Origin of the sequence: Noviherbaspirillum sp. ST9, from assembly GCF_048799745.1 — a bacterium.
Lineage (GTDB): Bacteria > Pseudomonadota > Gammaproteobacteria > Burkholderiales > Burkholderiaceae_D > Noviherbaspirillum.
In genome coordinates this window covers 216,370-230,649 of the sequence record NZ_JBLWFR010000009.1, presented here as the reverse complement: position 1 = coordinate 230,649, position 14,280 = coordinate 216,370, and the positions used below count along the sequence as shown (strand labels likewise).

Below are 14,280 nucleotides of genomic sequence, written 5' to 3'. Positions count from 1 at the left end.
TCCAGGCTGGCCGTGCTTGCGCACAAAGCGTTCAAGAAAAAAAAAATGGGCATCTGCCCATCTCTTTTTTGTCGCTCCCGCGCCGATCCAGATATTCCTGAATGCTCCCCGGCCGCGGACCAATCTTTGTTAACTCACTAATTATAAACAATTATTTGGCGCACCGCAATGGAAACGCGGCCCCCAGCGGCGAAACCGGGGGGCGAAATTCTTCCCAAAGGAAATTTTTCGTAGAAACGCCCGAATTTAACCGCGGGTACGCCTGCGCGCCATTCCTTGCATTCCCATCCCACCCCGCATTTGGCCACCGCCCCGACGGGCTTGGCCAACGTCAGGAAATCCGAGTGCCGTTTGCAGCGGATCCGGCTGTCGCCCGCGTTGCTGGCCTTGCCCCTGACCCTGACCACGCGCGCCATTGTTGACACGTGCCTGTCCCTGGCCGCGCTTCTGGCCTTGCGGCGATTTTTCAAACACGTTGCCATTGCGATCACCGCCTTGCCGCTCACCGCGCCCCTTCGCCTGCTGAGCGGCGGGCTTTTCCAGCCCGCTCATCGCCATCAGGTCTCGCACCGCGTGCTCGTCGAGCTCTTCCCAGCGGCCGCGCTTCAAGTTGCTCGGCAGGGTCAAGGCGCCGTAACGGGTGCGGATGAGTCGCGAGACTGTCAGGCCCACGGACTCAAACATGCGACGCACTTCGCGATTACGTCCCTCACCGATGGTGACGCGATACCAGCGATTGACGCCCTCACCTCCGCCATCCGCGATCTTCGAGAACTGCGCGACACCGTCCTCAAGTTCGACACCGCTCAAGAGCTTCTGGCGCATGCCCTCTTCGAGCTCGCCTAGCGTCCGGACTGCGTACTCGCGCTCGATACCGTAACGCGGATGCATCAGGCGATTGGCGAGGTCTCCTGACGTCGTGAATAACAGCAGGCCTTCGGTATTGAAATCCAGCCGGCCGACGGCCAGCCATTTGCCAGCCTTCATGGTCGGCAGGCGGTCAAATACGGACGGACGGCCGTCGGGATCACTGTGACTGACGATTTCGCCGGCAGGTTTGTGATAGACGAGTACGCGCGGTGGACGCTTGGAGATTTTGCGCTGGATCAGTTTGCCGTTAATACGCACCTGGTCCGTGGGGAGAATACGTTGGCCGATATGGGCAGGCTCGCCATTGACAGACACGCGGCCAGCGATGATGAGTTCTTCCATGTCGCGGCGCGAACCAAGACCGGCGTCGGCGAGCACCTTGTGCAGCTTCGGCGCATCGTCGTCCGCAGTCAGGTCGCGGCGAACAGCCTTCTGCTGCCCCTGGCGTCCGTTACGTCGTCCATCATCATCACCAGAGGCGTCATAGGCGTCGGAGGTGACAAACGAGAAGACGTCGTCGGCGTTATTGGGTTTTGCCCCGGTTTTTTGCTTCGACGCCCCGCCAGCCGGTTTGCCGCGCCCTTTCTGCGCCGGCTTGCCATTCTGGCGATCGTCGCGCTTGCGCGCATTGCCGCGCTGCCCCTTTTCCGATACCGCCGCGGCCTCGCCTGCCGGCTGGGCATCCATCCCCTCCACGGGCGCAGCAGTCACTTTTGCCGCATCATCGCCACTCTCTTCACGCGGGGCACGCGTGCGGCGCAGGCTGCGAGGACCGCGCACACCGCGCTTGGCCGGCTTTTTCTTGCCTTGCTCGGACTGGTCCTGGCCCGCGGATGTTTCACCATGAGCTGGCGTCTGGTCGTCTCCAGATGCAGCGCGGCTCGTGGAGTCAGTGGTTATGACCACCTCGGAATCATTGTGGTTGGGCAGATTCATCATCGGATTCTTGATTATGCTGGCTGGGGCCCGCGTTTTCCTGCTCGTCATCCGCGGGGGCGGCATTGTCGGCATTGGCCAGCTCAGCGTCGGTGGAAACGGGTTCTTCGGGCCCGGTGTTCGGTTCAGACCCGGATTCGGCGCCGGCGTTCTGCGTGGTTTCTACAAAATTGTTACTCTCGGAGGCCACTGCAACGTCTTCCGCATGCGTTTCCGCTGCCATGCCGTCCGTCGCGGACGCTTCCTGCGCATCGATGACCAGCTCCTGTTGCACCGCCAAGGAATGCTCTGCTGCCGCAAAATCAATTGCAGCCTGGTCCAGATTGGCCTGCATCTCTCCTTCCAGCGCCTGCAACTCCGGCAGCATGCCGCCCTGCGGCCCGTCTTTCGATACATCCTGCAGCGGAGGCAACTGCTCTAACGAGGTCAGACCGAGATCGTCGAGAAATTGCTTCGTCGTGGCGAACAAGGCGGGGCGGCCCGGCACATCACGGTGACCGATCGCCTCGATCCAGCCGCGGTCTTCGAGCATCTTGATCGTCTGCGAGTTGACGGTGACGCCACGGATTTCTTCAATGTCGCCGCGGGTGACCGGCTGGCGATAAGCAATGATGGCGAGGGTCTCGAGCGTTGCACGCGTATACTTGGGCGGCTTTTCCGGATTGAGGCGCTCAAGGTACTTCTTCATTTCCGGCCTGCTCTGGAAACGCCATCCTGTCGACAGGCTCACGATCTCGATGCCCTTGTCGGCCCAATCGTTGCGCAACTCTTCCAGCATCGACTTGATCGTGTCGGCACCGACTTCTTCATCGGCTTCGCCGTTTTCCGCGTAGAGCTTCTTCATGTCGTTGATCGACAGTGGCTCGTGGGCGCAAAGCAACGCGGTTTCGAGGACTTTTTTCGCCTCAGCAGTGTTCATTTTTTTGCGTCTTGTTTTCTACTAGCAATGTGCAGAAGCCATCGTCAACGGCAGACATTCTGGATGCCAGCCTGATCAGAGAACCTGTTGATGCTTTTTTCCGACGCCTGATTTATTGGAGGTTTGATTTAGGCGGGAATTGATAAGACTAAAGACTTGGTTGCGGGGGCAGGATTTGAACCTGCGACCTTCGGGTTATGAGCCCGACGAGCTGCCAGACTGCTCCACCCCGCGTCTGGAAACGTCAATTATAACGTGGGCCAGCAAGTAACGCAAATGCAATCTGCATGTTCCCTGGAGGTGATACACTTTCCATGAACGCTTTCATAACGAATACACAGCACGCGTCATCGCCGCATCCACCCGCAACCACCAGATGCCCCGCCCATGAAATTCTGCTCAGAATGCGCACACCCGGTTTCCCTCCTCGTCCCGCCGGACGACAATCGGCCGCGATACGTGTGCAGTCAATGCGGGACTATCCATTATCAAAATCCGAAGATGGTGATCGGGTCCATTCCCGTTTGGGAACGCGATGGCGAAATCCGCATCCTGCTGTGCAAGCGCGCCATTGAGCCCCGGTACGGGTACTGGACGTTGCCCGCCGGTTTCATGGAAAACAATGAAACCACGTCCGAGGCTGCACTGCGCGAAACCTTCGAAGAAGCCGGCGCGCGCGTGGAGTTGCGGTCGCTTTTTACGCTGCTCAATGTCCCCCACGTGCACCAGGTGCATTTGTTCTATCTGGCGACGCTGCTTGACCTTGACTACCAGGCAGGAACGGAAAGCCTCGAAGTCGAACTGTTCTCGGAGTCTGAAATTCCGTGGGATGACATCGCCTTTCCCACAGTGAGCAAGACATTGAAGTACTTCTTCGCCGATCTCGCGAGAATCAAGAGCGAAGGTGGAACATATGGCTTCCACACCCGCGATCTGCGAAAGCCAATGCGGCAGGACTGAAAAGGCCACCGCACAGAAACTATTTCCCTGAGTCAAGGACTAAAGCGTTGAAGCAAGTGGCAGTGGCACACCTTTGCGCACGTCGCGCATGCCGCCGCCACCCCTCCCCTGCAAGCAAACCGATGGACAGGTAATGCAGGTCACTCAACATTTCGGACACACCCCGTCCTCAGGAGAAAGCAATGGGCTCATTTAGTGTTTGGCATTGGCTGATCGTCATGGTCGTCGTCATGCTCGTATTCGGAACCAAGAAACTGGGCAGCGCCGGCGCCGATCTTGGAAATGCAGTAAGGGAGTTCAAATCCGGACTGAAGGGTGACGATCCGCAACCCGTTGCGTCCACCCAATCAATCACTGACGACAGCGCAAAAGTTCAGTAACACCCCCTCCCTCTTGCAGACCCATCCGCAAGAGGGAGCCCCGCCCGCCTCTTCATACTTGCAGTAACGCTCCGGCGAAGTTCGGCCACCCATTTCTTTGGCAGTCCAATCACCAAACCAGCGTCTTGACGCCGGCAAAAGCAGCACGAAGATCGCCGAAGATACAAATTCTTACTCCATTTTGCGACCAACAGTCAGGAATAACGGAACTAACATTGTGACGAGAAGTTCCCGAAAAACGAAAAAATAAAAACCCGTATTTCCTAGCAGATTTCCTTGCGGAACAAATTTTCCGGGCGTAATATTCCGCTCGGAAACAACAGTTAAAACGCAGCAACTTCTTTTAACTTCGTTTTAAATTGCGATTTTTTCACATTTCCGGTTAGGCACAAAAAGGCACTGCCGGTAACAAAATCAGGAAGCTTCATCGATACGGTCATCCGGCTGCGGACTGCAGCCGGGTTGGGCGAAGCCTTGCCTCAAGAATCGTAGAGGCGGCCGTGCAGGCACTGCGACGACTTCGCAGCGAGATTGGATATGAACAGATTTCACAACCGGTTGTTCACGAACGCAGTACCAAGGCGCATGGCGCCTTGTGCGCTGAGCGACTCGAATCAGATGCGACTGAACGCCCAAGCGCTGCCTGATAGCGCGACGCTTTCCTCGATTGTTTTCTTTGACCGCGGCGGACACAGGCAGGATTTGCACCACCACCCGCCAACCAGACCACTCGGCAGGTAGAGAGAGCCCCGCTTCTCCCCCCTGACTTTTCGTAGCTATCGCTGACTTTCTTCCGCCTCCGCGACGGGGCGTAGGGATTGTTGCGCCCGAATTTCTTAGAAAGGCCTCACCAAATGCATCTCTTCACTAACCACCCGACGGCTCTGCACCGCAGCGTCTATGCCGCCATGCTGGCAGCCGGCGTTTGCCTCGCCCCTGGCGCGATGGCACAAACGGCGAACACGCAGGCGACGTACGATGCCACCAACGTCTACTACAAGATTCCCTATTCGAGCACCCCGCAGTGGGTTCGCGTGTTTATCGACGCAGACCGCAACGCGACGACCGGCTATCGCTTTGGCACCGTCGGCGCGGGCTACCTGATCGAGAACGGCAGTCTCTATCGCTATTCCGGAAGCGGCGGCACGCACTGGTCGTGGTCCTTCGTGAAGCGCGTCCCGTACACGCTGGGCAGCACGATGGCCAACGTGACGGTCGCACGTGCGGACCTCGGTGCGCCTGCTGGCCTGGACCTGATGACCCAGACCACTTCTCCGGCCCTTACGTCGGCGAAGATCACGCAAACCTTCACCGTTGCGCCGCCCACCGCCACCAGCGATGCAACGAACGTCTACTACAAGATCCCGTTCTCCGGCACGCCGACCTGGGTGCGCGTATTCCTCGACGCCGACCGGAATGCAACGACCGGATACCGCATCGGTACGATTGGCGCCGGCTATCTCGTCGAGAACGGCAGACTCTATCGCTACTCCGGCACGGGCGGCACTAACTGGGCCTGGACGTTTGTCAAGAACGTGACCTACACCATCGGCAGCGGTGCCGCGAATGTCACGATTGCGCGTACCGACCTCGGAAACCCCGCCGGAATCAACGTCGTAACCAATACCACTCCGCCGGAAAACACTTCGGCGGCGCTGACCCAGGTTCTGGTCGTTGCTCCGGCGCCTGCTCCGGCACCTGCCCCGGCGCCTGCTCCGGCACCTGCCCCGGCACCTGCTCCGGCACCTGCTCCGGCACCTGCTCCGGCACCTGCTCCGGCACCTGCTCCGGCACCTGCCCCGGCACCTGCTCCGGCACCCGCTCCGGCACCTGCACCCGCTCCGGCACCCACCACTTCCGCATGCTGAACCAGTGAATGACCGCGCGGGTAAAGGCGCGCGAAATAACGCACCGCCTTTACTTGCCCACTTCAACTTATTGAATAAAGAGAGAGATTTTTATGCGTAACCCTAAAAACAACGGAATCGATAATCGTCGTCGTCAGTTGCTGCTCGGCGGCCTGGCCCTCAGCGCAACCGGCCTGCTGCAGGCATGTGGCGGCGGAGGCGGCGGCGAAGAACTGGAAGGGTCCGCTTCCACCGCTGCCGGCAATGCTGTGCCGACTTCGGCACAAGGAAGCCTGCTGGCGGAAACCACCGTCGGCACCGTCACCACGCCGGCACCGATTCCCGCAAACATCGTCAACCTGGCGGACTACGGCGGCGTGCCCGGTGCCAGCGCTTCTTCCATCATCAGCGCCTTCAACCAGGCATTTACCCGCCTGAAGAACATCGGCGGCGGAACGCTGAAGATCAATGCCGGCGTGTATAACCTCGGCACGCATTCCAACGTGTCGGTCATCAGTGTCGACAGCCTGCAGAACGTGCTGATCTCGGCCTACGGCGCCCAGCTGACGATGACGACGGGGACAAGCAGCACGAGCACCACGAACAACACGCCGGTGTTCCTGAACTTCAATAACCCCAAGAACGTGACCGTGGCCGGTCTGGCGTTCAAGGACTTCGGTTCGGACATTCTCTTCCGCTCCAGCGGCGGACGTTGGGGTGCAATCTGCCTGAACACGTTTGCCAACACGCCTTGCGCCGGCTTCAAGACGGTCGACTGCGTGGCGGACGACGTCGTGACCTTTGTCCGCTCGGACAATCGTTCCAATCCTTACCAGATCACCGGTTTCGACATCCATGGCACCGTCAGGAATTCCTACTACGGCGTGCAGATGCTCCGGAACGGCCGTTATTCGAAGTGCACGCTGACGGCACTGAACGTGCGCCGCGCGTTCCTGTCGCAATCCGCACGCGACTGGACGGTGAACGTCACGACCAACCGTACCGCCGGCATCGGCAGCAATGCCCACGTCGTTCTCGACGCCTTCCCGAGCTGGCCGGTCCAGGATTGCAATATCACCATCAAGGCAAGCGGTGACCTGGACGGTTATGTCTCCCTGGGCAGCATCTGCCACCAGGGCGCGGACGGCACCTATTCGGTCGCAAAGAACGTGAAGTTCAACATCCTGATCGAGAATGCCACGAGCGCGGCAACGACCGGCTTCGTCTCGTTCACGGCCGAGCCGGAAGCAGGCGGCGGCATCCGTTCGACGACGGTCAGCGCCTACGAGAACATCCAGGTCAGCGGCCAGGTCGTCGGTACGTACAGCGGCCGCATCGTCGCCAATCCGTCGGTGTCCAGCGCGTCGACGAACTCGATCTACGTCGGGTCGAAGCTGGCCGCGCTCCAGAACATGAGCGCGCTGCCGAGCTACTTCCGCGTCATTACGCAGTGCACCGCGTAACCCGGAAGACATAGAAACAGGGGCGGGCTTCCACCTGCCCCTGTTCTTCTTGAGCTGTCCGAATGGCCTTCACGTGCGCGTGGAGGCCTTTTTACTTCATCACGCGAAAATAGGGCGGCAAGGAATCAGCGTCCAGGAATCGCGAAAGGTTTGCAGCAATATAGATGGAATTTGTCCGTGCGCTGGACACGGAAGGGTTGGCTACCACGCGTCCCTTGTACGAGCTCGGGACGGTGCCTTTGATGGAAATGTTTTCCCAGGCGCCTGCCGTGGTCGAGCGGATGCCGGGCGGAATTCCCGATTCCGGCTCCGCTGTGAAGGCAATGAATCCGGAGCGCGGTGCGCTGCTGGAGTTTTCAATCGCTATCGTGAAGCGCACATTGCGCGCGAACGAATAACTCCCGTCCGGCCCCTGATGGCAGATGCTGCCCAGGCAATCGTAGCCGTCCAGGTCGCCGCTCGCGCTTACGGAGATGGTGCAGTCAAGCACCGGTCCGTCGGGGAAAGTGTCAAGGACGACATGGGCGTTGCTCCCCGGGCCTTGCGTTCGGCGTGCGGCCACGCCGATGTCCCAGTCCCTTGTCGCGTGCGAGATGAAGGCCCGCCGCACATTCAAGGTCGTCAGCCTGCAGCGCGAATAACGTCCGTTCCTCAGCATCTGGATCCCGTAATAGGAATTCCTGACCGTGGCATGGATATCGAATCCGGACATCTGGTAGGGATTGGAACGGTTGTCCGAGCGAAGAAAGGTCACGACATCGTCGGCCACACAATCGACCGTCTTGAAGCCCTCGCACGGCCGCGACGCGAAGACGTCGATGCAGACCGCGCCCTGTCTTCCACCGCTCTTCCTGAATGCGAGGTTTGAACCGTATCCCTTGAATGCCAGGCCGGCGACGGTTACCCGTTCCGGATTGACGAAACGGAAGAAGGCCGGCGTGAAGTTGTTTCCCGCCCCCTCCGCTGCCGTTTCCATCGTCAGTTGCGCGCCATGGCCGGCGATGAGGACATTCCGCAGTTGTGCCACTTCGATCGCCACACCGTTGGACAGACTGCCGAGGTCGTACACGCCTTCGGGAATCACCAGCTTGCCGCCCCCTTCCTCCTTCAGTTCCTCGAAGGCCGCGCCGAACGCCGCCGCGATTGCGCGGGCGTTCGCGCCGGGAACGCCACCGAAATCGGCAAGACTGAGCGAACGGCGCTTCTTCTCCGTCCTGCTCGCGTAGGACATGCCGGCGCATTGCAGCAGCGCGAGGCTGCCGGCGAACACGATCGTACGGCGACGCTGCCGCATCTAGCCCTCGGCCTGGGCCAGCGCACATGCGTCGTAAAACGCCTTGGCGCCGGCCTCCTTCGCTTCGGCCAGGTCCGCAGCGTCAATCAGTGAAAACCGTGGAAGCATCTCCCTTATCTCCGCAACACTATTGAACATCATCACGTCAATAATGGAGAGCAGCGGCACGAATTCGTCATCGAACTGGCGATAGACGATGTCATCGATCCTGTGGAATTTGAGCGTGAGTCCGGCCTCCCGGAAACGATCGGGGTCATACAGCCGGACGCCGCCGATGAAATTGATATACGTTTCCCCGCCGATTTTCCGTGCGGTCCGGATGACCCTGTCCTGCTTGTCGATCACGTCGATGATCTTCAAGTCCGATGCAATATGGATGGGCGTCCGTATTCCGAGATAATCGCAGATGCGCCGGGTGGCGTTTTCGGCATATCTGGCGAGATTCCTGTCAGGGTGTCGCAGGATGTCCGCAATAAGTGCGATCGCGGTGTCGTACTGTGGGGCCTTGCCGTAGGCGGCACTGATGACGCGAAGGATCTTTTCCGCCTCGTAGGGAAATTCGTCGCAGAGCACCCGTTCGTTTATCTTGTCCAGGTGGCTTCCCTTGCGAAGGGGAAAGGTGATGAGTTTCGGCTTTCCGTTGACAAGGATCCGGTTCCTGTTGATCCACGCTTCTTTCACGTACTGCAGGTCATCGCCCAGCACGAACTCGTCCACTGCGGCAATGAGCTGGAAGTATCCGAGATACGGAAAGAGATAGGGTTGCATCATTCCGATTTTTTTCGCCATATGCTTTACTCCGAACACTGACAACGCACTGTTTGAAAGAACCGCGGCATGCGCCGTTCCCTTATTTCTGGATCATGTTGAGCAGGTATTGGCCATATCCGTTCTTGCTCAAGGGAGTGGCAAGCTTTTCGATATGCTCCGCATCGATCCATTTCTTGCGGTAGGCAATCTCCTCCGGGCAGGCGACCATCAGCCCCTGGCGCTTCTGCAGGATCGCGATGAACTGCGCAGCTTCCAGCAGTGAATCGTGCGTCCCGGTATCGAGCCAGGCGATCCCGCGTCCGAGGATCTCGACATTCAGCATGCCCATCTCGAGGTAGCACTTGTTGATCGTCGTGATTTCGAGCTCCCCGCGCGCCGAGGGCCTGATATCGGCGGCGAGGTCGCATACCTGGTTATCGTAGAAGTACAGGCCCGTGACCGCGTAGTTTGACGTCGGGTTGCGCGGTTTTTCTTCAATGGAGATGGCGCGGAAATTTTCATCGAAGGCGACCACCCCGTAACGTTCCGGATCGTGGACGTGGCACGCGAAGATCCTGGCGCCGGCGGCATTCTCGTTCGACTGCAGGAGCTTGTTGACGAGGTCGTTTCCATAGAAGATGTTATCGCCCAGCACAAGGGCGCTCGGTCTGTTGTCGATGAACTTGCGACCGATGACAAATGCCTGTGCCAGGCCTTCCGGCCTTGGCTGGACGGCGTACTGGATGTTGATGCCCCACTGGCGCCCGTCCGAGAGCAGCTCCTGGAAACGCGGCGTATCTTCGGGCGTGGAGATCACGAGAATGTCCCGGATACCGGACAGCATCAGCGTCGTCAAGGGATAGTAGATCATCGGCTTGTCATACACCGGCATCAGTTGCTTGGACACCGAGCGCGTGACGGGATGCAGTCGGGTGCCTGAACCTCCCGCGAGTACGATCCCTTTGCGTTGAACGGATTGGTTGCTGGTCATAGGATGTCCTTCATTCAGGATGAATAAGTCAGTCCGCCTGGGCTATGTGCCGTAATGCATCTGCACCCAGTTGCGGTACGCGCCGCTGGTTGCCTTCTTGGTCCATTCTTCGTTGGCGAGGTACCACTCGACGGTCTTGAGCAGGCCGGATTCAAACGTTTCTTTGGGGCGCCAGCCGATTTCACGCCGTATCCTGGCGGCATCGATCGCATACCTGCGATCATGGCCGGGGCGGTCGACAACGAATGTGATTTGCGCTGCGTAGGAGACGCCGTCCTCGCGTGGGCGGAGACGATCGAGAATATCGCAGACGCCGTGGACGACTTCCAGGTTCGTTTTCTCGCTCGATCCGCCCACGTTGTACGTCTCCCCCGGAATGCCTTGCGCAAGGACGGCCGCCACTGCCCGGCAATGATCCCGCACATAGAGCCAGTCGCGCCGCTGCAGGCCGTCGCCATACACGGGCAGCACCTTGGAGGCGAGTGCATTCAGGATGCAGAGCGGAATCAGCTTCTCCGGATACTGATAGGGACCATAGTTGTTGCTGCAATTGATGGTGAGGATCGGCAGGCCGTAAGTGACGTGCCATGCCCGCATCAAGTGGTCGCTTGCGGCCTTGCTGGCACTGTACGGGCTGCTTGGCCGGTAAGGCGTGCTCTCCGAGAATGGCGGGTCGCTTTCCTTGAGGCTGCCAAAGACCTCATCGGTTGATACATGCAGGAACCGGAAGCCTGCGCGCCCCTCGGGCGAAAGCGTGTCGACGTAGCCGCGCACCGCCTCAAGAAGATTGCAGGCGCCGACGACATTGGTCTGGATGAATTCCCGAGGACCATGGATCGAGCGATCAACATGCGACTCGGCGGCGAAGTTGATCACCGCACGCGGTCTGTGCTTTGAGAGCAAGGCTGAAACCAGCGTCCGGTCGCCAATGTCACCGCGCACGAAGACATAGCGCGGATCACCGGTCAGCGTCGACAGTGTGTCCGGATTTCCCGCGTAGGTCAGCTTGTCCAGGTTGACCACCGCCTCGCCGTTTTCCGCCAGCCATTCAAGAATGAAATTCCCACCGATAAAACCTGCGCCGCCTGTAACGAGAATCATTGCCACGCCCCCTCAAGTTATCCAGCTGTCCCGACATTCCGATCTCCCGCAGCCGGTGGAGGACATCGGACGCGCGCCGCGCCGGCCGCTACTTGTCCCGGCCGGCGAGCACAGCGGCAGTGCGTTTCCCCATGCGGACGTCGACGGTGAGAATTTCGCGAATGACGTCGAGGTACTTCCTGATCACGATGTCTTCGTCGAACTCGCTTTCCATTTTTCGGCGCCCCGCCCATCCCATTGCCTCGCGCGTCTCGGTCGTCATGTCGACCATCTGCATCATCTTCTCGGCGAGATCGTCCGAATCCCTTACCTTGCACAGCAATCCGTTCAATCCGTGGCTGACCACATCTCTGCATCCGATCGTGTCGGTCGTAATAATGGGCTTCGCCATCGCCGCGGCCTCGAGCAGCGTTCGCGGGACGCCCTCGCGATAAAAGGAGGGCAGGACGACGCAGTCGGCGCCGGCGAGATAGGAGGCGACGTCATCCGTATTACCCAGGTAGTCGATCAGGCCGTCCCGCTGCCACGATTCGATTTCGGCCCGCGACACGCCGTTCGGATTGTGTTCGTCGACAAAGCCGAGCAGCTGGAACCGCGCGTTCGGAAAACGTTCTCGTACGGCACGCGCTGCCTGTGCATACTCGCCGATGCCCTTGTACCAGAGCATCCGCGCCACCAGGAGAAAGGTGAACGCATTGGCGCCGGATCGCTGCGGCTGCGGGTTGTAGCGCGCAAGGTCGATCCCTGAGCCCGGCAACCTGTCGGTCCTGCCCGGCCGCGCCAGGCCGGTCTTCAGGAAGAGCTCCTGGTCATCGCTGTTCTGGAAGAACACGCGGTCCGACCAATACAATCCGCATTTATAGAGCCCCTTCACAATCCGGGTCAGGAGGCTGTTCTCGACAAAGGCCGCGCCGAGTCCCGCGATGTTGTTGATCACCGGAATGCGGAGCAGGTGCGCGGCCATCGATCCATAGACATTGGGTTTGACCGTGTACCCCAGGTAGACGCAGGGACGCTCGCTGCGCAAGAGTTGCACGTAGCGCATGAGCAGGGCAAGGTCCCTGCCCGGGTGGGTGCCGTGGTTATCCATCGGAAGACCGACGAAGCGGCAACCGAGGGCACGCACCCGCTCGGAATATTCGTCGTCCGGTGCCACCGCAATGACTTCGTAACCGTGCCCCACCAGCGCCCTGACGAGTCCCGCACGAAAGTTATGGATGTTCCATGCGGTATTCGATGAAATGACGATTTTCGGATTCATTGTCGAGCATCCTTCCTGGGTTCACGGAATGTCTAGAGCGCCGCGCCTTGGCTGCCTGGCATCGGGCGGCCAATGCCGTGGTATTCGAATCCCGCCTCAGCCATCACGTCCGGTTCAAACAGGTTGCGTCCGTCAAAAATCACCGGATTGCGGAGTTTGGAGCGGATCTGGTCAAAGTCGGGGCTGCGGAATGTCTTCCACTCTGTGACGATCGCAAGCGCGTCGGCACCGTCCAGCGTTTCTTCCGGGCTGTCGCAGAACCGTACCCGCGAGAGCGCCTCGGGTGAATCCAGGAAGTCCTGTGCCAGCGTCCGCTTGGCCTCTTCCATCGCGGCCGGGTCGTAGACGGCAACCGTCGCTCCGCGTTGCACGAGTTCATGTAGCAGCAGCCGGGAGGTGGCCTCCCGCATGTCATCGGTGTTCGGCTTGAATGCCAGCCCCCACACGGCGAAGTGCCTGCGCGAGAGGTTCTCGCCAAAGCGCGCGACGATCTTCTTGCCGAGGATGCGCTTTTGCTTGTTGTTCACGGCCTCCACGGCGCGCAGGATCAGGAGTTCCTGGTCGTATTCGCGCGCAGCGCGCTCCAGCGCCCGCACATCCTTCGGAAAGCAGGAGCCGCCATAGCCGCATCCGGCGTAGAGAAAGCTGTAACCGATGCGCGGGTCGGAGCCGACGCCGCGCCGCACCGCCTCGATGTCGGCGCCGACCGTTTCCGCCAGGCCCGCAAGTTCGTTCATGAACGAGATGCGCGTCGCGAGCATTGCATTCGCGGCGTATTTGGTGAATTCCGCGGACCTGACGTCCATCCACAACGTGCGGTCGTGATTCCGATTGAACGGGGCATATAGCTTGCGCATCAATTCCCGCGCCTGATCGCCTTCACGCGAATCCTCGCATCCGATCACGATCCGGTCCGGCCGGACGAAGTCCTCGATCGCCGCGCCCTCCTTGAGAAACTCGGGATTGGACACGACGGAGAACTTGAGCAGCGAATGCCGTGCAGACAGCTGGGATTGAATCTCGTGACGTACCTTGTCTGCGCTTCCTACAGGGACAGTGGATTTGTCGACGACAACCTTGAAACTGGTCATATGCTTGCCGATGTTCCGCGCCGCAGCCAACACATACTGCAAGTCCGCCGATCCATCCTCGTCGGGCGGCGTCCCCACCGCAATGAACTGAATCTCGCCGTGCTGCACGCTTGCAGCGACATCAGTAGAGAAAGTCAGGCGGCCCGCCTCCCGGTTTCGGGCAACCATTTCGTCGAGCCCCGGCTCGTGGATCGGTATTTCCCCGCTGTTCAGGATGTCGATCTTGCGCTGGTCGACGTCCAGGCAAAACACGTGATTCCCGAACTCCGCCAGACACGCACCCGTAACCAGGCCAACATAACCAGTGCCGATAATCGTGATGTTCATATTAGCTTCCTGTTTGTAGGTAAAGCGACGGCTTGCCGGACAGTGCCAGGCAAGAGGCGTACGTTGCTCGGATGTGCTCGCGGGCGGGCG

12 protein-coding genes and 1 tRNA gene are annotated in these 14,280 nt (G+C 59.7%); 4 read left to right on the top strand and 9 right to left on the bottom strand.

What is annotated here, in order from left to right; genetic code table 11:
* Nucleotides 1-246 precede the first annotated feature (246 nt).
* From rluB to ACNOHI_RS21135, 3 genes are all read right to left on the bottom strand, one after another.
* Nucleotides 247-1,806, bottom strand: a complete 1,560-nt coding sequence (gene rluB / locus ACNOHI_RS21145) for a 23S rRNA pseudouridine(2605) synthase RluB (RefSeq protein ID WP_420476718.1) — start codon at nucleotides 1,804-1,806, stop codon at nucleotides 247-249.
* Entirely contained in the window at nucleotides 1,784-2,725 is a 942-nt protein-coding gene (gene scpB, locus ACNOHI_RS21140) for an SMC-Scp complex subunit ScpB (RefSeq protein WP_420476684.1), read from the bottom strand. The genes rluB and scpB overlap by 23 nt, the downstream gene beginning before the upstream one ends.
* A 157-nt stretch (nucleotides 2,726-2,882) precedes the next feature.
* Nucleotides 2,883-2,959, bottom strand: a tRNA-Met gene (locus ACNOHI_RS21135).
* Nucleotides 2,960-3,112: 153 nt separating this feature from the next.
* Here ACNOHI_RS21135 and ACNOHI_RS21130 point away from each other — a divergent pair.
* From ACNOHI_RS21130 to ACNOHI_RS21115, 4 genes are all read left to right on the top strand, one after another.
* A complete protein-coding gene (locus ACNOHI_RS21130; protein ID WP_420476683.1) occupies nucleotides 3,113-3,685 on the top strand; it encodes an NUDIX hydrolase in 573 nt (190 codons plus the stop codon).
* Between the two features lie 182 nt (nucleotides 3,686-3,867).
* A complete protein-coding gene (gene tatA / locus ACNOHI_RS21125) occupies nucleotides 3,868-4,065 on the top strand; it encodes a Sec-independent protein translocase subunit TatA (protein WP_420476682.1) in 198 nt (65 codons plus the stop codon).
* Between the two features lie 854 nt (nucleotides 4,066-4,919).
* Nucleotides 4,920-5,933, top strand: a complete 1,014-nt coding sequence (locus ACNOHI_RS21120; protein ID WP_420476681.1) for a hypothetical protein — start codon at nucleotides 4,920-4,922, stop codon at nucleotides 5,931-5,933.
* Nucleotides 5,934-6,025: 92 nt separating this feature from the next.
* On the top strand, nucleotides 6,026-7,375 hold the full coding sequence (locus ACNOHI_RS21115; protein WP_420476680.1) for a hypothetical protein: 1,350 nt from the start codon (nucleotides 6,026-6,028) through the stop codon (nucleotides 7,373-7,375).
* 91 nt (nucleotides 7,376-7,466) lie between these two features.
* Here ACNOHI_RS21115 and ACNOHI_RS21110 read toward each other — a convergent pair whose 3' ends face one another.
* The 6 genes from ACNOHI_RS21110 to ACNOHI_RS21085 form a co-directional block, all read right to left on the bottom strand.
* A complete protein-coding gene (locus ACNOHI_RS21110) occupies nucleotides 7,467-8,669 on the bottom strand; it encodes a hypothetical protein (protein ID WP_420476679.1) in 1,203 nt (400 codons plus the stop codon).
* Nucleotides 8,670-9,458, bottom strand: a complete 789-nt coding sequence (locus ACNOHI_RS21105) for a WbqC family protein (RefSeq protein ID WP_420476678.1) — start codon at nucleotides 9,456-9,458, stop codon at nucleotides 8,670-8,672.
* 61 nt (nucleotides 9,459-9,519) lie between these two features.
* Nucleotides 9,520-10,410 carry a glucose-1-phosphate thymidylyltransferase RfbA gene (gene rfbA, locus ACNOHI_RS21100; protein ID WP_420476677.1) on the bottom strand — a complete coding sequence of 297 codons (891 nt, stop codon included), beginning with the start codon at nucleotides 10,408-10,410 and terminating at the stop codon, nucleotides 9,520-9,522.
* Nucleotides 10,411-10,452: 42 nt separating this feature from the next.
* Nucleotides 10,453-11,511, bottom strand: coding sequence for a dTDP-glucose 4,6-dehydratase (gene rfbB, locus ACNOHI_RS21095; RefSeq protein WP_420476676.1), 1,059 nt, complete (start codon nucleotides 11,509-11,511; stop codon nucleotides 10,453-10,455).
* An 88-nt stretch (nucleotides 11,512-11,599) separates the two neighbouring features.
* The gene (locus ACNOHI_RS21090; protein ID WP_420476675.1) at nucleotides 11,600-12,772 is read right to left on the bottom strand and encodes a glycosyltransferase family 4 protein; all 1,173 of its coding nucleotides are present in this window, start codon (nucleotides 12,770-12,772) and stop codon (nucleotides 11,600-11,602) included.
* A 32-nt stretch (nucleotides 12,773-12,804) separates the two neighbouring features.
* Nucleotides 12,805-14,190: a UDP-glucose dehydrogenase family protein gene (locus ACNOHI_RS21085; protein ID WP_420476674.1), complete on the bottom strand. Its 1,386-nt coding sequence runs from the start codon at nucleotides 14,188-14,190 to the stop codon at nucleotides 12,805-12,807.
* Nucleotides 14,191-14,280 lie beyond the last annotated feature (90 nt).